The organism is Micromonospora endolithica (assembly GCF_003626595.1).
GTDB lineage: Bacteria > Actinomycetota > Actinomycetes > Mycobacteriales > Micromonosporaceae > Micromonospora > Micromonospora endolithica.
On the sequence record NZ_RBAK01000007.1, the window covers coordinates 61281 to 82500 of the forward strand.

17 protein-coding genes are annotated in these 21220 nt (G+C 72.6%); 13 read left to right on the top strand and 4 right to left on the bottom strand.

Features of this window, described 5'->3' with window-relative positions; all coding sequences use genetic code 11:
* The first annotated feature begins 163 nt into the window (after positions 1-163).
* The 7 genes from D7223_RS18375 (at position 164) to D7223_RS18405 (ending at position 8934) form a co-directional block, all read left to right on the top strand.
* A complete protein-coding gene (locus D7223_RS18375) occupies positions 164-1363 on the top strand; it encodes a PP2C family protein-serine/threonine phosphatase (RefSeq protein WP_120729650.1) in 1200 nt (399 codons plus the stop codon).
* Positions 1360-3087 (top strand): sensor histidine kinase, encoded by a 1728-nt coding sequence (locus tag D7223_RS18380; RefSeq protein WP_120729651.1) that lies wholly within the window; start codon positions 1360-1362, stop codon positions 3085-3087. The genes D7223_RS18375 and D7223_RS18380 overlap by 4 nt, the downstream gene beginning before the upstream one ends.
* Positions 3084-3536 carry a response regulator gene (locus D7223_RS18385; protein ID WP_120729652.1) on the top strand — a complete coding sequence of 151 codons (453 nt, stop codon included), beginning with the start codon at positions 3084-3086 and terminating at the stop codon, positions 3534-3536. The genes D7223_RS18380 and D7223_RS18385 overlap by 4 nt, the downstream gene beginning before the upstream one ends.
* The gene (locus D7223_RS18390; RefSeq protein WP_120729653.1) at positions 3529-4341 is read left to right on the top strand and encodes an inositol monophosphatase family protein; all 813 of its coding nucleotides are present in this window, start codon (positions 3529-3531) and stop codon (positions 4339-4341) included. The genes D7223_RS18385 and D7223_RS18390 overlap by 8 nt, the downstream gene beginning before the upstream one ends.
* Before the next feature lie 190 nt (positions 4342-4531).
* On the top strand, positions 4532-5536 hold the full coding sequence (locus D7223_RS18395; protein ID WP_420330329.1) for a coiled-coil domain-containing protein: 1005 nt from the start codon (positions 4532-4534) through the stop codon (positions 5534-5536).
* A 36-nt stretch (positions 5537-5572) separates the two neighbouring features.
* A complete protein-coding gene (locus D7223_RS18400; RefSeq protein ID WP_120729655.1) occupies positions 5573-7126 on the top strand; it encodes a fused MFS/spermidine synthase in 1554 nt (517 codons plus the stop codon).
* A 71-nt stretch (positions 7127-7197) separates the two neighbouring features.
* Positions 7198-8934, top strand: coding sequence for a serine/threonine-protein kinase (locus tag D7223_RS18405; RefSeq protein ID WP_120729656.1), 1737 nt, complete (start codon positions 7198-7200; stop codon positions 8932-8934).
* Here the strand turns inward: D7223_RS18405 and D7223_RS18410 are convergent.
* From D7223_RS18410 to D7223_RS18420, 3 genes are all read right to left on the bottom strand, one after another.
* Complete coding sequence (locus tag D7223_RS18410; protein WP_120729909.1) at positions 8882-9514, bottom strand: potassium channel family protein; 633 nt, start codon at positions 9512-9514, stop codon at positions 8882-8884. The two genes, D7223_RS18405 and D7223_RS18410, sit on opposite strands and share 53 nt — an antisense overlap.
* A 25-nt stretch (positions 9515-9539) precedes the next feature.
* Positions 9540-10874 carry a TrkH family potassium uptake protein gene (locus tag D7223_RS18415; RefSeq protein WP_120729657.1) on the bottom strand — a complete coding sequence of 445 codons (1335 nt, stop codon included), beginning with the start codon at positions 10872-10874 and terminating at the stop codon, positions 9540-9542.
* A gap of 67 nt (positions 10875-10941) precedes the next feature.
* A complete protein-coding gene (locus tag D7223_RS18420; RefSeq protein ID WP_147252672.1) occupies positions 10942-14973 on the bottom strand; it encodes an AfsR/SARP family transcriptional regulator in 4032 nt (1343 codons plus the stop codon).
* A gap of 396 nt (positions 14974-15369) precedes the next feature.
* Between D7223_RS18420 and D7223_RS18425 the strand changes: the two genes are divergently transcribed.
* From D7223_RS18425 to D7223_RS18440, 4 genes are all read left to right on the top strand, one after another.
* Positions 15370-16692: a cytochrome P450 gene (locus D7223_RS18425; RefSeq protein ID WP_147252673.1), complete on the top strand. Its 1323-nt coding sequence runs from the start codon at positions 15370-15372 to the stop codon at positions 16690-16692.
* Positions 16689-17648, top strand: coding sequence for an ABC transporter ATP-binding protein (locus D7223_RS18430; RefSeq protein ID WP_120729660.1), 960 nt, complete (start codon positions 16689-16691; stop codon positions 17646-17648). The genes D7223_RS18425 and D7223_RS18430 overlap by 4 nt, the downstream gene beginning before the upstream one ends.
* Complete coding sequence (locus tag D7223_RS18435; protein WP_120729661.1) at positions 17645-18451, top strand: ABC transporter permease; 807 nt, start codon at positions 17645-17647, stop codon at positions 18449-18451. The genes D7223_RS18430 and D7223_RS18435 overlap by 4 nt, the downstream gene beginning before the upstream one ends.
* 152 nt (positions 18452-18603) lie before the next feature.
* Positions 18604-19725 (top strand): glycerophosphodiester phosphodiesterase, encoded by a 1122-nt coding sequence (locus tag D7223_RS18440; protein WP_120729662.1) that lies wholly within the window; start codon positions 18604-18606, stop codon positions 19723-19725.
* Between the two features lie 213 nt (positions 19726-19938).
* Here D7223_RS18440 and D7223_RS18445 read toward each other — a convergent pair whose 3' ends face one another.
* Complete coding sequence (locus D7223_RS18445; RefSeq protein WP_120729663.1) at positions 19939-20169, bottom strand: GntR family transcriptional regulator; 231 nt, start codon at positions 20167-20169, stop codon at positions 19939-19941.
* Positions 20170-20463: 294 nt separating this feature from the next.
* On the opposite strand from D7223_RS18445, the gene D7223_RS18450 reads away from it, so the two are divergent.
* Both D7223_RS18450 and D7223_RS18455 read left to right on the top strand, forming a co-directional pair.
* Positions 20464-20757 carry a DivIVA domain-containing protein gene (locus tag D7223_RS18450; RefSeq protein WP_120729664.1) on the top strand — a complete coding sequence of 98 codons (294 nt, stop codon included), beginning with the start codon at positions 20464-20466 and terminating at the stop codon, positions 20755-20757.
* A complete protein-coding gene (locus tag D7223_RS18455; RefSeq protein WP_120729665.1) occupies positions 20754-21005 on the top strand; it encodes a hypothetical protein in 252 nt (83 codons plus the stop codon). The genes D7223_RS18450 and D7223_RS18455 overlap by 4 nt, the downstream gene beginning before the upstream one ends.
* Positions 21006-21220 lie beyond the last annotated feature (215 nt).

The following is a 21220-nucleotide window of genomic DNA, read 5'->3' on the forward strand; positions in this document are numbered from 1 at the left end:
CCTCGGGGGGTGGGGGCGGGGCAGCGGTCGTGTTGTGTGCGACCGTTGTCTAATACAGGATCAGCAGGGCACTCGGAAGGAGCCCGTCATCACCAGCGATCTCCCGCGTCTCGCGGCGGTGACCCGGCCGCACCGGGGGACCGGCCCTGCCGGTCCCTCTGTCGTGCCGTACCCGCACGGCGGCCTGGGACGTCACCTCAGCCTGCCTCCGGGTGAGCGGCTGCGGGTGCTGCTGGTCGAGGACGACGAGGGGGACGCCTTCCTGGTCGGCGAGTTGCTCGCCGAGACCAACTCGATGATCGACCTGCTGGTGGCGACGAGCCTGAGCGAGGCCCGGCAGCGGGTGATGGGCGTCGACTGCGTGCTGCTCGACCTCGGCCTGCCCGACGCGCAGGGCCTGGACGGGCTGCGTCAGGTCCTGGAGATGGCCAGCGGTGCGGCGGTCTGCGTGCTCACCGGGCGCTCCGACGAGCACCTGGGCATCGTCGCGGTCGCCGAGGGCGCGCAGGACTATCTGGTCAAGGGCCAGGTCGACGGGGTGCTGCTGACCCGGGCGCTGCGCTACGCGGTGGAACGCAAGCGTGCCGACGAGAACGCCCGCCGGTTGCGTGAGGTGGAGTTACGCCAGGCCGAGTCCGCCCGCCTGGAGCGGGGCCTGCTGCCGCAGCCGCTGATGTCGACCGATCAGGTCGCGGTGCACACCTTCTACCGGCCCGGCCGGCACGCCGCCCTGATCGGCGGGGACTTCTACGACGTGGTGCAGACCCGTCCCGACCGGCTCGACCTGATCGTCGGCGACGTCTGCGGCCACGGCGTCGACGAGGCGGCGCTCGGCGTCGAGCTGCGGGTGGCCTGGCGGGCGCTGATCCTGGCCGGGGTACCCGACGACGAGGTGCTGCCGGCGCTGGAGCAGGTGCTGATGAGCGAGCGGCGGCTCCAGGAGATCTTCGCGACCGTCGCCACCGCCCGGCTCGACCTGGACGACAACCGGGCCACCGTCCGGCTCGCCGGGCACCCGCCGCCGCTGCTGCTCGCCGGTGGCACGGTGGTGCCGGTCCCGGCGCCCGGCGGCCTGCTGCTGGGCGTCCGACCCCGCCGACCCGTGGCCTACGACCTGGAGTTCGACAGCGATGACTGGTCCCTGCTGATGTACACCGACGGCCTGATCGAGGGGCGGGTGGGCGAGAGCGACGAGCGGCTCGACGTGCCCGGCCTGTCCGGCCTGCTGTCCGAGCCGGCGAACCACGCGGTGCCGCTGTCCGAGCTGCCCGCCTGGCTGGTCGGGCGGGCGGAGCAGATCAACGGGGGACCGCTCGCTGACGACGTCGCCATGCTGCTGGTCAGCCGGGGCGGTGGCCGGTGAGCCTCGGCGCCAACGACTGGACGCTGCGGCGGCGGGTGGCCCTGCTGCTGACCGTCGTCACCCTGATCCTGATCGGCCTGGCCGGTGCGGCCGCCGCCGTCGCGGCGCAGAACCGGTCCCAGATCGACACCGTTCTCAACCAGACCGGCCCGCTGCGGGTGCAGGGCCAGGAGTTGCTGAACGCCCTGCTGGACCAGGAGACCGGGATCCGCGGTTACGCGGTCAGCGGCGATCGGAAGGACCTGGCCCCGTACGACGCCGGGCGCGATCTGGAGCGTCAACGGATGGCCTCGATGCGGGCGCTGGTGGCCGACTTCCCGGCCGTCGACGACGAACTCGCGGCGGTGCAGAGCCAGTCGACGCGGTGGCGGGAGACCGTCGCCGTCCCGGTCATCGAGGCGACCGAGCGGGAGGGGCCGGCCGCCGGGCAGGCCCTGGTCGACGACCGGGCCCGCCAGGAGTTCGACCAGGTCCGCGCCGCCGCCGACGCCCTGCAGCGGGAGATCCTGCGAGCCCGTAACGACGCCGCGGCCGACGTCCGGAGCAGCAGCAACCTGCTCGCCGTCCTGCTGATCGTGGCCGCCGCCGTGGTGGCGCTCGCCGGCATCGCGCTGGTGCTGTCGCTGGAGCGGATGGTGATCCGCCCGCTCACCGCGCTCGCCGGCCAGGTGCGGGAGGTGGCCGAGGGGGACTACCAGCACCGGATCACCGGCTCGGGCCCGCCGGAGTTCGTCCACCTCAGCGACGACGTGGACGCCATGCGCCGCAAGATCGCCCGGGACCTCGCCGAGGTACGCGAGGCGCGCGAGCGGATCGAGTGGGTCAACAGCCAGCTCCAGAAGCAGGCCGAGGAGCTGACCCGGTCCAACCGTGACCTGGAACAGTTCGCGTACGTCGCCTCGCACGACCTCCAGGAGCCGCTGCGCAAGGTGGCGAGCTTCTGCCAGCTGCTCCAGCGCCGCTACGCCGGGCAGCTCGACGAGCGGGCCGACCAGTACATCGCGTTCGCCGTCGACGGCGCGCAGCGGATGCAGCGCCTGATCAACGACCTGCTCGCGTTCTCCCGGATCGGTCGGCTCACCACCGGCTTCACCGAGGTCGACCTGAACAAGGTGATGGGCGACGTGGCCGGGCAGACCGAGGCCGCCCGGCAGTACGCCGACGCCGAGCTGACCTGGGGCGAGTTGCCGGTCATCCGGGGCGAGGAACCGTTGCTGACCAACCTGCTCGCCAACCTGGTGAGCAATTCGGTCAAGTTCCGCCGGCCGGACGTACCGCCGAAGGTGCACGTCTCCGCCCGGCTGGTCGGCGACGAGTGGGAGATCAGCTGCGCGGACAACGGCATCGGGATCGAACCGGAGTTCGCCGACAAGATCTTCGTCATCTTCCAGCGGCTGCACGCCAAGGACGCGTACCCGGGGACCGGGATCGGCCTGGCGATCGTGAAGAAGATCGTGGAATACCACGGTGGCCGGGTCTGGGTGGACACCGACACCGCGGAGGGAACCGCGATCCGGTTCACCCTGCCCGCGCTGCCCGCCGACGTCGAGGCCGCGCACGCGGCGGGGTCGGAGGACGGGACCGGGGACATCCCGGCGGAGGACGGCGGGACCGGGCGTCCGGCGGAGGAGGAGAACACCGCCGGCGGCCAGGAGAGCGCGGAACGCCCCGACACGGCGTCGGAAGGCGGTAGAACGGGTGGCATGAGGGAGACGGTGGGATGACCGCGCCGGCGGACGGCAAGAGCCCGATCGAGGTCCTGCTGGTCGAGGACGACCCGGGTGACGTGTTGATGACCCAGGAGGCGTTCGAGGAGCACAAGCTCCGCAACCGGCTGACCGTCGTCTCCGACGGCGCCGAGGCGCTCGCCTACCTGCGACGCGAGGAGCCGTACGCGGACGCGGTGGTGCCGGACCTGATCCTGCTCGACCTCAACCTGCCCCGCCGGGACGGGCGTGAGGTGCTGGAGGAGATCAAGAAGGACGAGCAGCTCTGCCGGATCCCGGTGGTGGTGCTGACCACGTCGCAGGCCGACGAGGACATCCTGCGCAGCTACCAGCTGCACGCCAACGCCTACGTGACCAAACCGGTCGACTTCGAGCGGTTCATCTCGGTCGTCCGACAGATCGACGAGTTCTTCGTCAGCGTGGTGAAGCTGCCGCCGCGTGGCTGACACCCTGCTCGACGACGTCGCCGGGTTGCTGCGGGAGACCGCCGACCGGGTGGTCCTGCCGTTGTTCCGCAAGCTCGACGAGGACGACGTCGAGGAGAAGGCGCCGGGCGAGATCGTCACGGTCGCCGACCGGCAGGCCGAGGAGCTGATCGCGGCGACCCTGCTGCGGCTGCGCCCCGGTTCGGTGGTGGTCGGCGAGGAGGCGGTCGCCGAGGACCCCGCCCTGCTGCGGCACCTGCGCTCCGGCGGCGACGTGTGGCTGGTCGACCCGGTCGACGGCACGTCCAACTTCGCCGCCGGGCGCCGTCCGTTCGCGCTGATGGTGGCCCTGCTGACCGACGGCGAGCCGACGGCCGGCTGGGTGTACGACCCGCTGGCCGGGACGCTGGCCGTGGGCCGGACGTGCGACGGGACGTATCTGGACGGGGCCCGGGTGGACACGACGGGCGTGCCGGCGACGGCGGGCGGCCTGCGCGGCGCGGCGATGTCGCGATTCCTGCCCCCGGCCGCGCGGGCCCGGGTCGAGGCGGGCGGGGAGCGGCTGGGCGAGTTGCTGCCCGGCCAGCACTGCGCCGGCCGGGAATACCTGGACGTGCTGACCGGCGACCAGCAGTTCGTGCTGTTCTGGCGCACCCTGCCGTGGGACCACGCTCCGGGCGCCGTCCTGGTCCGGGCGGCCGGCGGGGTGGCGCGCCGCTTCGACGGTGCCGACTACCACCCCGCCGACGAGGGACGGGGCCTGCTGGTGGCCGCCAACGAGCGGGTCTGGAACGAGGCCCGCGCGGCGCTGCTCGACGGAGCGTGACCGTCCGCGCGACACCGCGTCGATGTTCGTTTCCGGTCCGGGTCGCGGGCCTGGTCATGGGTGCCGCTTCCGGTATCCTGACCCGCGGTCTCCACACGGCCGGTCGCCGACCGGCCCCGGCGGGGCCGCCGCCGCGCAGGATCAACGGGGGCCGGCGGGTCGACGGAAGGATGCTCACGTGCGTACGACCATGCCCTTCGGGCGTCCCGGCCGCCGCCCGCTGACCGCCGTCCTCGCCGCCGTCGCGCTGCTGCTCGGCCTGGGCGCGGCGCCCGCCCACGCGGAGCCGAACGAGGGCGGCACCAAGAAGCTGCGCGACGCGCTGGAGGCGACCGCCAAGGCCCACCTCGAGGCCCAGGCGAAGCTGACCAACTCCAAGCGCCGGCAGAAGGAGCTGACCGCCCAGCTCGCCGCGGTGGAGGTCCGGCTGGTCGACCTCACCGAGCAGGTCGGCGAGGTCGCCATCCAGTCGTACCGGCTGGGCCGGCTGACCCCGGCGGCGATGCTGCTCGACGCCACCTCGCCGGACGCCTTCCTGGAGCGGGTCGCGAGCCTGGACACCATGGCGCAGCGGGACGGCAAGAAGGTCCGGGAGCTGACCGACGCCCGCGAGGAGGCCCGCTCGGCGAAGATCGCCATCGACACCGAGATCCGCGAGCAGGCCAAGCAGGTGCAGGTGATGGCGAAGAAGAAAAAGGAGGCCCAGGCGGCTCTCGCCGAGGTCAGCTCCGGCGGCAGCGGCGGCTTCAGCGGCGGCAGCTCCACGTCGGCCCGGCCCGCGCCGCGCAACTCCGACGGCTCGTGGCCGGGGGAGTCCTGCTCGGTCAACGACCCGACCACCTCCGGCTGCATCACCCCGCGCACCCTGAACGCCCTCCAGCAGACCAAGGCGGCCGGCTACAAGCGCTACGTCTCCTGCTACCGCAGCGGCGGCTCCGGCGAGCACCCCAAGGGCCGGGCCTGCGACTTCGCCGCGGCCACCGGCGGGTTCGAGGACCGGACCGCCACCGGCGGCGACAAGGCGTACGGCGACGCGCTGGCCGCCTGGCACGTGCGCAACGCCAACCGGCTCGGCGTGCTCTACGTGATCTGGTACCGGCAGATCTGGCACCCCGGCACCGGCTGGCAGTCGTACGGCGGCAGCGGCAGCCCGGCCGCCGACCACACGAACCATGTTCATCTCTCGATGTACTGACCCGGGGCCCCAGGTTTCCTGCGTACCATCGCGCGGGTGAGCTCCCCAACCTCCGACGTCACGGTCCCGCCGACCGGGCCGGCCGCGGCACCCTCCCGCGCCCTGCCCAACGGCCTCGCCGCGTTCCTGGTCTTCTTCGCCAGCGGCGCCGTCCTGGTGCTGGAGACCGCCGCGCTGCGGCTGGTCGGCCCGTACGTGGGGGTGACCCTCCAGGTGACCAGCTCGGTCATCGGCATCGCGCTGGCCGCCATCGCGTACGGCGCGTGGGCCGGGGGCTGGCTGGCCGACCGGCGGGACCCGCGCACGCTGATCGCCCCGGCGCTGGTGCTGGCCGGCATCACCACCGCGGTGACCCTGCCGGTCGTCCGGTACGCCGGCGAGGTGCTGCGCGGCGGCGCGGCCAGCGCCATCCTGCTGCTCGTCGCGCTGGCCGTGTTCGTGCCGGCGATGCTGCTGTCGGCGGTCACCCCGCTGGTGGTCAAGCTCCAGCTCGCCGACCTGCGCCGCACCGGCCAGGTGGTCGGCCGGCTCTCCTCGATCGGCACGTTGGGCGCGGTCACCGCCACCCTGGTGACCGGCTTCGTGCTGGTCGCGGCGCTGCCCAGCACGGTGATCCTGCTCGGTCTGGCGGTGTCGCTGGGCCTCACCGGCCTCGGCGTGGGCGGCTGGCTGCGCCGGCAGCACGACACCGCGCTGCCCGGGCCGGCCCGGACCCGGGCGGCTCTGGCGGTGCTCGGCCTGGTCGGCGCCGGCCTGACCACCGTCGCGCCGACCCCGTGCGACATCGAGACGGCCTACCACTGCGCCCGGGTCGAGTCGGACCCGGACCGGAGCAGCGGGCGCACCCTGCTGCTCAACTCGGCCCAGCACTCGTACGTGGACCTGGCCGACCCGACCTACCTGGAGTACGCGTACACGAAGTGGATCGGCGCGGTGGCGGACGTGTCCGCGCCGGCCGGCCGGCGGGTGGACGCGCTGCACCTGGGCGGCGGTGGGTTCACCGTGCCCCGGTACCTGACCGCCACCCGGCCGGGCACCGACAACGTGGTGTTCGAGATCGACGGCGGGCTGGTCGAGCTGGGCGAGCGGAAGCTCGGCGTACGCCAGGGCCCGGACCTGCGTGCCGTGGTGGGCGACGCCCGGATGCTGGTCGCCGGTGAGGGCACGGACACCCGGGACCTGGTGGTGGGGGACGCGTTCGGTCACCTGGTGGTGCCCTGGCACCTGGCCACCCGGGAGATGGCCGCGGACATCCGCCGGGTGACCCGGCCCGGTGGTGTCTACGTGCAGAACGTGATCGACTACCCGCCGCAGCGCTTCATCCGCAGCGAGCTGGCCACCGTCGGCGCGGAGTTCGGCAACGTGGCACTGATCGCCCCGCCGGGCGCGCTGGCCGGCACGGACGGCGCGAACTTCCTCATCGTCGCCTCCGACGCCCCGCTGCCGCTGGCCGCGATCCAGACCCGGCTGGCCCAGGTGGACCCGGCGGCGGCGCTGATGTCCGGTGCGGCCCTGGACGACTTCGTCGGCGAGGCGCTGGTGCTCACCGACGACTACGCTCCGGTGGACCAACTGCTGGCGACCGCCTGATCGGGTGACATCCCTGACCGATTCCGACCTTCCAGGTGTAGCCGGGGCGGTCCCGGGCAACAACGACCCCCATGGGTGGAGGGGTTTCCGACGGCGCACAACGGCTCGGTGAGCGGTACCGGCTGATCGAGCAGCTCGGTGCCGGCGGCATGTCGGTGGTGTGGCGCGGCTACGACGAGGTGCTCGGCCGCCAGGTGGCGGTCAAGGTGCTCGCCTCCCGGCTGGCCGCCGACCGGGCGTTCCGGCACCGGATCCGGATCGAGGCCCAGTCCGCCGCCCGGCTGTGCCACCCGAACATCACCAACGTCTACGACTACGGGGAGTCCGAGCAGGTCGGGCTCACCGTGCCGTACGTCGTGATGGAGCTGATCGACGGCGAGTCGCTGACCGGCCGGCTGCGCCGGGGGAAGCTGCCCTGGCGGGAGGCGGTGACGGTCGGGGCGGAGGTGGCCTCGGCGCTGGCCACCGCGCACGCCCGGGGGGTGGTGCACCGCGACGTCACGCCGGGCAACGTCATGATCACGGCGAACGGCGTGAAGGTCGTCGACTTCGGCATCTCCGCGCTCGTCGGGGAGAAGGAGAAGGGCCCGGACGGGACCCTGCTCGGCACGCCCGCCTACCTGGCCCCGGAGCGCCTGGACAACGGCGAGGTGTCGCCGGCCACCGACGTGTACGCCATGGGCCTGCTGCTCTACCGGATGCTCACCGGCCGGCTGCCCTGGCAGGCCGACACCACCACCCAGATGCTCCGTGCGCACATGTACACCGACCCCGAGCCGATGCCCCCGGTGCCCGGGCTGCCCGACGCGGTCCGCGACCTGACCCGCCGCTGCCTGGCGAAGCGCCCGACCGACCGGCCGACCACCGTCGAGGTGGCCCGTACGCTCGCCGAGGCGGCCGGCATGCTCCCCGCGGTGCCGGTCTCACCCGCGCCGACCGGCGACGACGCGGCCGAGCTGGCGAACGCCGGGACCACGATCCTGCCCTGGTCGGCGGCGACCGACGCGCTGCCGTTCTCGCGTACCCGCAACCGCCGTTCGATCAGCCGGCGGCGTCGGATCGAGGCGGCGGTGGCCGCGATGGGCCTGGTCGCGGTGACCGGGGCGCTGTGGGGCGTGACCTCCCGCAGCCCGGCCAGCGGCGGCGTCGACCAGCCGACCGAGGCGCGGATGGGCGCGGAGAAGACGGTCTCCTGCGGAGTGGCGTACGCCCTGCGCACCGACTCCGGCAGGGACTTCTCCGCCGAGCTGGCGTTGACCAACACCGGGACGACGGAGTTGCGCGACTGGCGGCTGAGCTTCACCCTCCCCGGCCAGCAGGCGGTCACCGGCGGGAAGCCCGCCGGGGTACGCCAGGAGGGCCGCACGGTGCGGGTCGAACCGGCGCCGCAGCGCACCGTGCTGGCGGCCGGCAGCACCGAGAAGGTGACCCTGAGCGGGCGCTACACCGGCGCGAATCCGTTGCCGGTGGAGTTCCGCGTCCACGACGAGGTCTGCGCGGTGCAGGTCTCCGGGGTGGCCGGGTCGCCGCCCAGCACCGCGCCGAAGGCCCCGGCGGTGAAGGAGACCCCGCCGGTGAAGAAGGCGCCGGCGGCGGCGAAGGCTCCGCCGAAGAAGAGCACCGCCGGCTCCGGCGGGTCCAAGGCCAAGCCCACCAAGGCCGGTAAGGGCGGCGGTGGTGGCGGAAAAAAGCCGTGGCGCCCGCGGACCGGGACGACGATGACGACGACGATGACGAGGACGACGACGACTGAGGTCAGTCGAGGGTGGCGAAGCGTTGCACCTGGGCGATGCCGCCCTCCACGATGAGCATGCTGCCCCGTTCGAGCACCATCTCCTCGGTGGCGTACCGGAAACTCTCGCCGTGGACCTTCGCGCCCACCACCCGGATCCCGTGCCGGTCGGCCGGGGTCAGCGAGCGCAGTGAGCGCCCGACCAGGCTCTCCGGGGTGGGCAGCTTCGCGATCGCGAAATCGTCGTCGAACTCGATGAAGTCCAGCATCCGGCTGATGATCAGGTGAGCCACCCGTTCCCCGGTCTCCGCCTCCGGGAAGATCACGTGGTGTGCGCCGACCGAGGCGAGGATCTTCGCGTGTTTGGCCGAGGTCGCCCGGGCCCAGATCTGCGGGACACCCAGCTCGACGAGGGCCAGCACGGTCAACACGCTGGCCTCGACCGAGGCGCCGATGGCCACCACCGCCCGTTGCACGTCCGCGACACCGAGCTGGCGCAGTACCCCCTCCTCGGTGGCGTCGGCCTGCACGACGCGGTCGAGCGTGTCCGCCCATCGCTGCACCCGGTCCGGGTTGCGGTCGATGGCCAGTACGGTCTGGTCCAGCGCGGTCAGCGCACCGGCCAGGTGAAAGCCGAACCGGCCCAGACCGATCACCAGCACACCACCGGAATCCCGCGTCCTATCCGACAATGGGTTGCTCCTCCGGGTATCGGTACCGCCGCCGTCGGGTGTTCAACGCGATCGCCGACCCGAGGGTGAGCGGTCCGACCCGGCCGATGTACATGAGGGCGGTCAGCAGGTACTGGCCGCCGTCGGACAGCGACTGGGCGACGCCGACACTCAGGCCGGTGGTGCTGAACGCCGAGGTCGTCTCGAACAGCGCCCGGTTGAACGGGACGCCCTCGGTCAGCACGATCAGAGCGGTCGTGCCGGCGACCACGAGCGCCAGGCTGAGCAGGGCGACGGTGATCGCGTGCCGCTGGCTGGCGGTGGCCACCCGCCGGCGCCCGACGGTGACGTCCGGCTCGCCGCGCATCTCGGCCCAGAGGACGAATCCGAGCAGGAAGAACGTGGACACCTTGATTCCGCCGGCGGTGCTGGCGCTGCCGCCGCCGATGAACATGAGGACGATGAGCAGGGGGTAGCTCTCCTCGCTGAGCGACCCGGTGGGCAGCACGGCGAACCCGCCGGTGCGACTGAGCGCGATCTGGGTGAACGACGCCAGGACCTTGCCCCGGACGTCGTACTGGCCGATGGTGCCGACGTTGGTCCACTCCGCCGTCAGCAGCGCGACGAACCCCACCCCGAGCAGCACGGCGCTGCCCCAGATGGTCAACTTGGTGGCCACCGCCCAGCGGCCGGGCTGCCGCCACCGACGCGCCGCCTCGAACAGGGCCGGGAAGCCGAGGCCGCCGACGATGGCGCCGAGGGACAGCGGCATCGACACCCACGGGTCCCGGGAGAAGGCCAGCAGGCCGTCGGTGTAGAGGTTGAAGCCGCCGTTGTTGAAGGCCTGCACCGCGTGGAAGGTGCCGGACCAGACCGCCTCCCCCAGGGCGTAGTCGTAGCCCAGCCAGAGGCGACCGGCGACGATCACCATCATCACCGCCTCGCACGCGAAGACCGTCGCCGCGATGCGGACCAGCAGCCACCGCACGTCGCCGATGCCGTACTCGGCGGTCTCGGCCTGCACCAGCAGCCGGTTGCGCAGGCCGAGGCGGCTGGAGACGGCCAGCACGACAAGGGCCGCGCCGGTGAGGATGCCCAGGCCGCCGACCTGGGTCAGCACGGTGATCAGCACCAGGCCGGGGCCGGACCAGTAGTTCGGGGTGTCGTTCACGGCCATCCCGGTGACCGAGACGGCGGAGGTGGCGGTGAACAGCGCGGTCGCGAACGACGTCCGCTCGTACTGGACCGTCGCGAAGCGCAGCGTCAGTAGTGCCGTGCCGAGCAGGATCACCACCAGGAAGCCGATCGGCACCAGGCGCACGGGGTTACGGAGGAGCCGGCGCACCAGACAATCTTCCTTTTCCGCCCCGGGCGGGGTGCGGAAACGGCGACTACCGGACGGCCGGAGCGGCTCAGGCCGGCTGGTTGCCGGCCAACGGCTGCCGGAGCCGGTCGGCGATCCCGGCGGCGAGCGGCGAGTCCATCCCCCGGTAGATCTCCAGCGCCGCGGTCAGCGACTCCCGCGCCGCCGGCACGTCCCCGGCGCGTTCCGCCGCGTTCGCCAGCGCCACCAGCGTCCGCCCCCGCAGCGCCGGCACCGACTCCTTCGTCCAGTAGCTCAGCGCGCGCCGCAACCGGTCCACCGCACCGGGGCGGTCCCGCGCCGCCTCGATCTCGCCGAGGCTCAGCTCGGTCAGGGCGTACCCCCACGCGTGTCCGCGCTCCCGGAACACCTCCGCGGCGGTGGCCAGCGCGTCCTCCGCCTCTCCCGCCCGCCGGGGATCCGGCGCCAACGCCTCGCCGAGGGTCCGCAGGCTCTGCGCCGCGCCGACCGCGTCGCCGACGGTGAAGAACAGGCTCGCCGCCTGCCGGGCGGCCTGCCGCGCCTCGGCCGCCTGGCCGTGGGCCAGCAACGCGCCGGCCAGACCCCGCCAGGCGTACGCCTCGGTGAAGGTGTCCGCGCAGGCACGGGCGACCTCCAGCCCGGCGCGGACGCTCCGCACCGCGCCCGCGGTGTCCCCCCGCTGGCGCAACAGGAAGCCCAGGTTGGACAGGGCCATCGCCCGGGTGGCCTGCCGCCCGGCGGAGTCGAGTTCGCTCGCGGCGGCCCGGAGTTCCCGCTCCGCCTCATCCAGCCGACCGCTGAGGCTGAGCACGTACCCGACGTCCTTGCGGGCCTGCGCGGCCCCGGCTCGGTCGCCGACCTCCAGCGCCAGCGTGTGGGCCGCCCGCAGCGTCGCGACCGCCGTCTCCGGCGCGTCGACCTCCAACTGGTAGCCGCCCAGGCCGCGCAGCATCGCCGCCTCGCCCGGCCGGTCACCGTGGCGGCGGCAGGCCGCCAGCGCGGCGGACGTGACCCGGTGCCAGTCCCCGTAGTACGCGCGCAGCTCGTGGAAGTCGACCGCGCACCCGGCCAGGCAGCGCGCCGTGGCGGCCAGTCCCTCCGCCGCGCAGGACAGCACCAGCGCCGTCAGCGACTCCCGCTCCGCCTCGAACCAGTCCACCGGACGTTCGGTGGCCGCGGCGATCGCGCGGGGATCGTCGACGGCCGCCGGATGGGTCGGATCGTCCAGGTGGAACCGCTCGCAGCACAACCCGGCCGCCGCCGCCCGGGCCAGCGCCAGCCAACCGGTGGCCACCCGGGACAGCGCGGCCCGCCACTGGTCGTCGGTGACCTGCCGGGTCCGGCACTCGCGGGCGTACAGGCGGGTGATCTCGTGGAACCGGAACCGTGACTGGCCGGCCTGGTCCGCTCCGGCGGAGTCGAGCAGCCGGGCGTCGAGCAGTTCCTCCAACGCGGTGGCTCCGGCGGCGGGCGGGCTGTCCAGCAGCGCCGCCACCACCCACTGCGGGAACGTGCCGGTGCCCAGCGCGCCGAGTAGCGCGAAGGCCCGTGCGGCGGCGGGGCTGAGCCCCTGGTGGGCCAGGTGCAGCTCCGGGCGTACGGCGAGGTCGCCGTGGCGCAGTTCGTCCAGGCGTGCCTGTTCGTCGGCGAGCCGCTCGGCCAGCGTGGCCACCGTCCAGTGCGGGCGGGCGGCGAGGCGCGCGGCGGCGATCCGGACGGCCAACGGCAGCCCGCCGCACATGGCGACCACCCGCTGGGCGGCCACCCGGTCCTGTCCCACCCGCTCGGCGCCCGCCACCCGGCTGATCAGCTCGACGCCGGCCGACGCCGCCAGCGGTCGCAGGTCGACGGCGGTCACCCCGGGCAGCCCGGTCAGCGGAAGGCGACTGGTCACCACCATCCCCACCCCGCCGTCTGGCAGGAACGACGCCACGTCCTGGTGGCCGCCCACGTCGTCGACGACCAGCAGGATCCGTCGACCGGCGAGCCGCGTACGCAGCAGCGCCGCGCGCTCGTCCGGACCGGCGGGCAGCGCCGACCCGTCGACCCCGAAGGCCCGCAGCAGGCGCGCCAGCGCCTCGGCCGGGCCGGGGCGCTCGCCGCCGACGTCACCGAGCCGGATGAACAGCTGGCCGTCCGGGAACCGGGGGGCGAATCGGTGCGCCGCGTGCACGGCCAGCGCCGTCTTCCCGATCCCCGGGGGCCCGGAGACGGCGACCAGCCGGCCAGCGGCCACCGGGTCCAGCGCGGCGTCGATGGCGGCCAGCTCGTCGGACCGGTCGACGAAGTCGGGAAGGTCGGCCGGCAGGTGCCGCAGCGGCGTCCACCCGGTGTCCGGCGCCGCAGGCAGGTCGTCGCGCGGGCCCGGCCCGCTGGGCTTGGGGCGGTTCGCCCGTCTGGCCCAGAAGAGCGTGCGGCCAGTCTGCGTGAACGTCTCCCGGTCGTCGCCGGTCAGCTTCAGTGCGTCGGCGAGCTGGTCGACGGAACGGGGACGCGGGCTACGACGGCGTCCGCGTTCCATCTCGCCGATGGAACGCGTGCTGGCGCCGGCCTGCGCGGCGAGTGCCTCCGCGTCTCCGGTGTCGGGGACGTTCAGTTCGCGGTTCTCGTCGCTCATCTCGTCGGCGAGCCGGGCCAGGGCGGGCCCGCGGAGGTTGGCGGCGCGGGCCGCGACGATCCCGAGCGCCAGTGGTAGTCGTGCGGACGCGGTGATCAGCCGGTCCACCGCGGGTCCCTCGACCTCCACCACCGCCCGGCCCAGTCGAGCGGCCAGCATGCGCTCGGCTTCCTCCCTGGTGAAGACGTCCAGGACGATCGGCACCGCCCCCTCGCTGGCGACCAGGCCGGTGAGGTGGTTGCGGCTGGTGATCAGGGCCATGCAGCCGGGCGCGCCGGGCAGCAGCGGGCGCACCTGCTCGGTGTCGACGGCGTCGTCCAGGACGATCAGCACCCGACGGCCAGCCAGTAGGCTCCGGTAGAGCCCGATCTGTGCCTCGAGGTCGCCCGGAATCTGCTCCGCCGGGACCTCGAGGCCGTCCAGTAGCCGTCGTACCGCCTCGTGAGCGCTCATCGCCGCGCCGGGTCCCTGGCAGCCGCGGAGATCCAGGTAGAGCTGCCCGTCGGGAAACCGCTTGGCGACCCGGTGGGCCCAGTGCACCGCCAGGGTGGTCTTGCCGGTCCCGGCACCGCCGACGGCGGTGGCGACCACCGCTCGGGGATGATCATCGGAGGCGTCCGCGAGGGCGGCGTCCAGCCGGGCGAGCTGGTCGGTGCGGCCGGTGAAGCCGCGGATGTCGACGGGCAGTTGAAACGGCACGTGCCGGTTCCGCAATCGGGTCCCGACCGCCGGTGGGGCCGCGTCGAGGTCGGGGTCAGCGGTCAGGATGCTGCGTTCGAGCCGCTGTAGCGCGGGTGACGGGTCGACGCCGAGTTCCTCGATCAGGATGCGACGCCCCTCCCGGTACGACCGCAGGGCGTCGGCCTGCCGGCCGGACCGGTACAGCGCGAGCATCTGCAGGCGGCGCAGACCTTCCCGGAGCGGGTTGTCCACGACCAGCGCGTTCAGTTCGGCCGTCACCGAGGCGTACGCGCCCACGGCCAGGTCGGCCTCGAGCCGCTCCTCCAGCACCGTCCAGCGTTCCTCGGTGAGCCGCGCGATCGTCTCCTGAAGGGCCGCCAGCGACGTCAGATCCGCGAACGCCGGCCCCCGCCACTGTCGGAGCGCCTCGGCCAGCAGGTGACGACCCTGGTCCAGCTCACCGGTCCCGACCGCCTGCCGGCCCCTGCCGGCCAGTTCCTGGAAGGCGTCGGCGTCCAGCTCACCGGGGAGGACGGTCAAGGCGTACCCGTGCGGATGGCGTACCACGCGCTGGCCCTGCAACAGCCGGCGGAGCTGGTGCACGTAGAGGTGCAGGTTCTTCTGGGCCGATCTGGGTGGATCCTCCTCCCAGACCGCGTCGATCAGATGTGCCGCCGAGACCGGTTCGTTCGGTTGGCACAGCATCGTGGCCAACAGCGACCGTACCTTGAACGCTCCTAGTGGTAGTGGCCCCGCATCCTCGATGGATACCGACAACTGCCCCAGTATGCCGAACCTCATGATCACGCCCCCGTGTCGGTTCGACTGTAATCCGTCTATGTCTTCCCCCGCAATCGGCTGCTGAACAGGGGCTTTACCGGAGCCATACCCGCGCCATACCGGTGTCGGTCAACCTTCAACCACTCCACGGTCGATGAGGGCCCGGTCACCGGTGACCCAGAAATCGCGATCCCTCATCGCCGCGGCGTTTCCGGCCGATGGCCCTGTCGGCCGGACGAGAGATGGAGAGGAGACACCATGGCCGTCATCCGTAAGACCGCCCTTCGGGTCGGCACCGCGCTGAAGATCGTTCAGCCCCTCCCGGCCCCGCACTACTGGCCGTGATCGAGTAACAGCAGTGACGGGTGGAGGGCGCGAGGGCCCTCCACCCGCTGCCGGTCGACGAAGGGAGACGACGTGCCTACAGCGGTACCGCCTGGTCCGACCTCGGCGGTGGACGTCCACCTCGCCTTCGAGGAGGACCGGATGGGTTATCTGCGGGACCTCGCCGAGAGGTACGGGGACGTCGTCCGTGTCGGTGAGCGCGCCTGGCTGGTCAACGATCCGGGTGCCGCGCGCCACGTCCTCCAGACCACCGGCACCGAGTTCACCACCGTGAGCGACTTCCTCGGTCGCTCGGTGCCGGCCCGCCGGTACGACAGTCACCACCAAGCGGCGATCAACGGTGTGCACGCGCTGCTCGCGCGCTGGGCGACGGCTCCCCGGCTGAGCCGGATCCAGGAGCACGTCCGGCGACTCCTGCCCGCCGGGGAGGGGATCCTCGATCCGCTGCCGCTGGGCCGCCGGATCGGCGTCGCCCTGGCCACCGAGGCCTGCCTCGGCCAGCCGGACCCGAAAGTGGAGCAGGACAGCGTACGTCTCCTCGACACGCTGCTGCCCAAGCTGAGTTCCCCGTGGTTGTTGCCGGGCTGGGTCCCGACGCCGCGCAACCTGCGTCTGGCCCGCCGGGACGCGACGCTGACCCGGCGGTTCACCAAGGTGCCCACTGCGCCGGACGCGTGGGGTCAGGACACCATCCGCACCCTGCTGCGTCGACGCTCCCCGGCCGAACTGGGTTTCAGCACCGCGACGGACACCTGGATCAAGAAGTTGCTCCTCGCCTCCCAGGAGCCCACCGGCGCCGCCCCGGCCTGGGCTCTGCACCGGATGCTCACCGCCCCGGAGTGGCTGGCCCGGGTCGAGTCCGAGGTGGCCGACGTGGATCCGCTGGGCGCTGAGCTGACCGACCCGCTGCGGCAGCTCCCCGTCACGAGCGCGGTGGTGTTCGAATCGCTCCGGTTGCACCCGCCCACCTGGCTGATCAGCCGGCGGGTCCTGGTCGAGACGGACCTCTGCGGCTTCCCGGCGAGCCCAGGGCAGATCATCTACCTGAGCCCCTGGCTGTTGCACCAGAACGCCGAGGCCTACCCCGACCCGCTCGCCTTCCGGCCCGATCGCTGGCTCGACCCGCAGCAGCGGAAGCGGTCGCAGCAGGGCTACTTCGCCTTCAGTCGGGGGCCGCACAGCTGCCCCGGTCGGCTGCCGAGCCTGGCACTGACCGTCTGTCTGGTCGGCGCTCTGGTGCGGCGGTACGAGCTGACGTCCGACGGCGGGCAGGTGGGCACCGACGCCCGCCGGTCGATGTTGCCGGTCGGCGTGCGCCTGCGCATCCGCCCCCGACCGGCGACACCCCCGGCCGACCAGACTGCCGGTACCCGCCGGTCGAGGGGCGACCGGTGACCGCGGCGGTGCAGGTCGAGGAGCTGGTCAAGCGCTATCCGAAGCAGGACCGGAACGCCGTCGACGGCTTGAGCTTCACCGTGAAACCGGGTGAGATCTTCGGCCTGCTCGGGCCGAACGGTGCCGGCAAGTCCACCACCATCGGGGTGCTCACCACGCGGATCCGACTCACCGCTGGTGACGTACGGGTCGCCGGGGTGGACGTGATGCGCGATCCGGTCGCCGCTCGCCGTCGGATCGCGGTCGTTCCCCAACAGGCCAACCTCGACCGGGAACTCACCCCACGGCAGAACCTGACATTCCACGCCGCGTACCACGGTGTCCCGAGGATTCGCCGGGACGAGCTGGTCGGCGGCCTGCTCACGCAGTTCGGGCTCGCCGCGCAGGCGGATGCGAAGCTCGACTGGTACTCGGGCGGGATGGCACAGCGCCTCATGATCGCCCGGGCGATGATGCACGAACCGGCCGTACTGTTCCTCGACGAGCCGACGACGGGCCTGGATCCGCAGGCCCGGCTGTTCCTCTGGGAGCGGGTACGCGAGTTGCGTGCCCGAGGGGTGACGATCGTGCTCACCACGCATGACCTGGAGGAGGCCTCGGTAATGGCCGACCGGGTGGGAATCGTGGACCACGGCCGGATGGTCGCCATGGACACGCCCGCCGGATTGACCCGCGGCCTCGCGGGACGCTCGGTGCTCGACGTGACGATGACCTTGGCGGACGGCGACGAGATGACCGGGGTGGTGGTGGCGCTGCAGACCGTGGTGGGGGTGGACCGGGCGGAACCACTCGACTCCACGTCGGTACGGCTGGCTCTCACGAACGAGCCGGAGACCCTGATCGGTCCGGTGGTCACGCTGCTGGCGGGCCGGTCCGCCACGGTCACCGCGCTACGCAGCGGCGCGCCGACCCTGGAGGACGTCTTCCTGCACCTGACCGGGGATGAGCTTCGATGAGCGGACCCTCGGTCGAGGTGGTTGCGGGCGGGGTCGCCGCGAGGCGGGCCTTCCTCGCGATCCTCTGGCGGGACATCTTCGTCACCGGCAAGGAACTCGGCTACTTTCTCTCCCAGGTGACCATCCAACCGTTGTTCATGCTCCTGGTCTTCGGCAAGGTGCTCAACGCCGGCGGTTATGTCAGTGACGAATACTCGCGGCTGTTCCTGCCCGGGGTGATCGCTCTGACCGCCTTCGTGACCGCGCTGCAGACCGTCGCGCTTCCGCTGGTGATGGAGCTGAGCTACACCAAGGAGATCGAGGACCGGCTGCTGGCACCGCTGCCGACGTATCTGGTGGCGGTCGAGAAGATGGTGATCGCGGTACTCCGCTCACTGGTCGCGGCCGGGCTGATGTTCCCGGTCGGCGCGCTGGTTCTCGGGTCGCTGCCCTGGCACGTCGAGCGCCTGCCGCTGCTGCTGGTCAGCCTGGTACTCGCCGGCTGGATCGGCGCGGCGCTCGGGCTCGCCCTCGCGACCACCGTTCCGCCGGCCAAGGTGAACATGGTCTTCGCGATGATCCTCACCCCGATCATGTTCACCGGGGCCACGCAGTACCCCTGGCAGTCGCTGGACTCGATAGCGTGGTTCAAGGTGCTGACCGCCATCAATCCCCTCACGTACGCGTCCGAGGCGGTTCGGGGCGCCATGGTGCCGCACGTGCCGCACATTCCTCCGTGGCTGTGCCTGCTGGTCCTGGTCGGCGCCGGAACGGCACTCTCAGCCGTGGGCGTACGCGGCTTCCTGCGTCGTACCATCCACTGACCGGAGTCTCCGCGCGTCGACGGATGTTGCCGCCGGAATGGCGCGGTGCGCCGGCACCCAGAAATGTTCATCCTGCCGCCAGCCCTCGACCAACTGCCGGACAGCGGGCGCGGTTCTGCTGTCGTCGATCCTCTCGACGACAGGAGACGGCCTTGCGACGTACCCTTTCCGCGCTCGGTGTTGCCGGCGCGCTGCTGGCGGCGGCGGTGGCGGTGCCCACCGCGGCGGCGGCCCGCGACGACCACCGGCCCGAGCGCGACCGGGCCACCCAACGCCCGATCGTGATCGCCCACCGTGGTGCCAGCGGATACCGGCCCGAGCACACGCTGGAGGCGTACCGGCTGGCGATCCGGCAGGGCGCCGACTACATCGAGCCGGACCTGGTGGCCACCCGGGACGGCGTCCTGGTGGCCCGGCACGAGAACGAGATCAGCGGTACGACCGATGTCGCCGCCCGGCCGGAGTTCGCCGCCCGACGGACCACGAAGACCATCGACGGGGTGTCCGTCACCGGTTGGTTCACCGAGGACTTCACCCTGGCCGAGCTGAAGACGTTGCGCGCCAAGGAGCGGTTGCCGCAGGTCCGGGTGGCGAACACGGCGTTCGACGGGCGGTTCGAGGTGCCCACCTTCCAGGAGGTGGTCGACCTGGCCCGGACCGAGGGCCGGTCCCGCGGGCGGGTCATCGGCGTCTACCCGGAGACCAAGCACCCGACCTACTTCGCCTCGATCGGGCTGCCGCTGGAGGAGCCGCTGGTCGAGGTGCTGCGCCGCAACCGGCTGACCCACCGCTCCGCGCCGGTGGTCATCCAGTCCTTCGAGACCGGGAACCTGCGCAAGCTGAACCGGATCGTCGACGTGAAGCTCGCCCAGCTGCTCGACGCCACCGGCCGCCCGTACGATTTCGCCGCCACCGGTGACGGTCGTACCTACGCCGACCTGGCCACGCCGGCCGGACTGAAGTGGATCGCCGGGTACGCCGACGGCATCGGCGCGAACAAGAACCTGATCGTGCCCCGGGACGCCACCGGCAAGCTGGCCGCGCCGACCACCCTGGTCCGGGACGCGCACCGGGAGAAGCTGACCGTGCACGCCTGGACCTTCCGGGCGGAGAACCAGTTCCTGCCCGCCGACTTCCGGATCGGCGCCGACCCGAACGCCCGGGGCGACGTCCAGGCCGAGTACGAACTGTTCTTCGGCCTCGGCGTGGACGGCGTCTTCAGCGACCACCCGGACACCGCCGTCGCCGCCCGCGCGGGGCTGCCGCGCCGCTGACCGTCACCCTCCTCCTCGGGTACGCGGGGCGTCCGGCCGGTCCGGGCGCCCCGCGTCGCCGTTCCCGTCCGCGAGCGGGTCGGCCCGACGGGTGCCGATCACGCTCGATCCACGAAACAGTGCTCTCGGTCGGCCCGGGAGGCCACTACTTCGTGGATCGAGCGTGATCATGTGGCGCAGCAGTGGGACCGAGGTGCGCAGTGTCCGCCGACGTCAGGTGGCGGGCCGCTCGGCCACGTAGGTGCCCCGACCCGGCTGGCCGGTGATCAGCTCCCGATCGTGCAGCAGCGACAGCGCCCGGGAGGCGGTGTTCATGTGCACCTGATAGGACTCGGCGAGTTCCCGGGTGGACGGAAGCTTGTCACCCGGTTTGAGTTCACCGCTTCTGATTCTGCTGGCGAGGTCGTTCGCGATTCGTCGGTACGGTGGTTCAGCTGTAGGCATGGGTGACTCCGGTCGGTTCGGCGTCTCCGATCATGCCGGCCCTACACCAGTAACTGCAACAGGTAGTCGTGTCGCGACGCGAGGGGTCGACCTACACAAGCATTTTGTGTAACCTGCTGGGTGTCCGGCTCCGGTTGGTTCGGCAGACCTCGGGGGCGGACACCACGGTTGGCTGCGGAGCCGTACCGCCAGTGCGGGCTGCGGTTCCGGAGCCGGCGGTCCGGTCCGCCTCCCGGTCTGCGGGCCGGGCCGCCTTCCCACGCACATCCGACCCGGAGGTGACCGACGCGCAGCGTGCTCGCCCTGTTCCGCCGCCGGACGCCGCACCGCCCGGACCGTCCGCCCAGTGTCGGCTGGCACCGCTCCGCGTCCGGTCCTCCGCTGACCGCCGGCCAGATTCGCGGGCGGCGGTTCTCCCCGGCGCGACGTGGGCTCGACCCGGCCGAGGTGTACGCCTTCCTGCACCGGGTGGCCGGCGAACTGGCCGCCACCCGTCGTGACCTCGTCACGGTGACCGAGGAGAACGTACGGATCAAACGGGCGCCGCGGAGCTGGCAGGCCCGGTTCGCGCCGGGGGCGCGGCGGTGACCCGCGAGCGGTTCGTGGTGCACGTGCCGGTGCTCGCCACCGACCTGGCCGCCGCGAAGCGCTTCGCCCGGACGATCACCCGTTCGCTCGGTGTCCTGCCCGACGTCGACCCGGCGGAGACGACCGTCTCCGAGGAGGACGCGCAGGGCGTACGTCATCGGGTCTTCTGCGACGCCCGGCTCGACGGCGCCGGCCGCTGCGCGCGTCCGGACGACCACGACGGCCCCTGTGTCCCGCCCCGGCGGTGACTTACCCCCGGCCCAGGCCGGGTCAAGGTCATGCTCGATCCGGGAAAGAGTGGCCTCGGCGGACCCGGGATGCCACTACTTCAGGGATCGAGCGTGATCATGGCGGACGCGCGGCGGTGGCGGAGGGCGACACACGGTCGTGTCCGGCGGTGGCGGTGGAGGCCATCGCCCCCGTACGCCGTCACGGCCGGGCGCGAGCGGTTGTAACGGCGCGC

What these genes read in the sequence shown, in the direction of transcription:
- D7223_RS18385 (WP_120729652.1), top strand. Translation starts at nt 3,084, where the DNA reads ATGACCGCGCCGGCGGACGGCAAGAGCCCGATCGAGGTCCTGCTGGTC.
- D7223_RS18395 (WP_420330329.1), top strand. Translation starts at nt 4,532, where the DNA reads ATGCCCTTCGGGCGTCCCGGCCGCCGCCCGCTGACCGCCGTCCTCGCC.
- D7223_RS18405 (WP_120729656.1), top strand. Translation starts at nt 7,198, where the DNA reads ATGGGTGGAGGGGTTTCCGACGGCGCACAACGGCTCGGTGAGCGGTAC.
- D7223_RS18420 (WP_147252672.1), bottom strand. Translation starts at nt 14,973, where the DNA reads ATGAGGTTCGGCATACTGGGGCAGTTGTCGGTATCCATCGAGGATGCG.
- D7223_RS18435 (WP_120729661.1), top strand. Translation starts at nt 17,645, where the DNA reads ATGAGCGGACCCTCGGTCGAGGTGGTTGCGGGCGGGGTCGCCGCGAGG.
- D7223_RS18445 (WP_120729663.1), bottom strand. Translation starts at nt 20,169, where the DNA reads ATGCCTACAGCTGAACCACCGTACCGACGAATCGCGAACGACCTCGCC.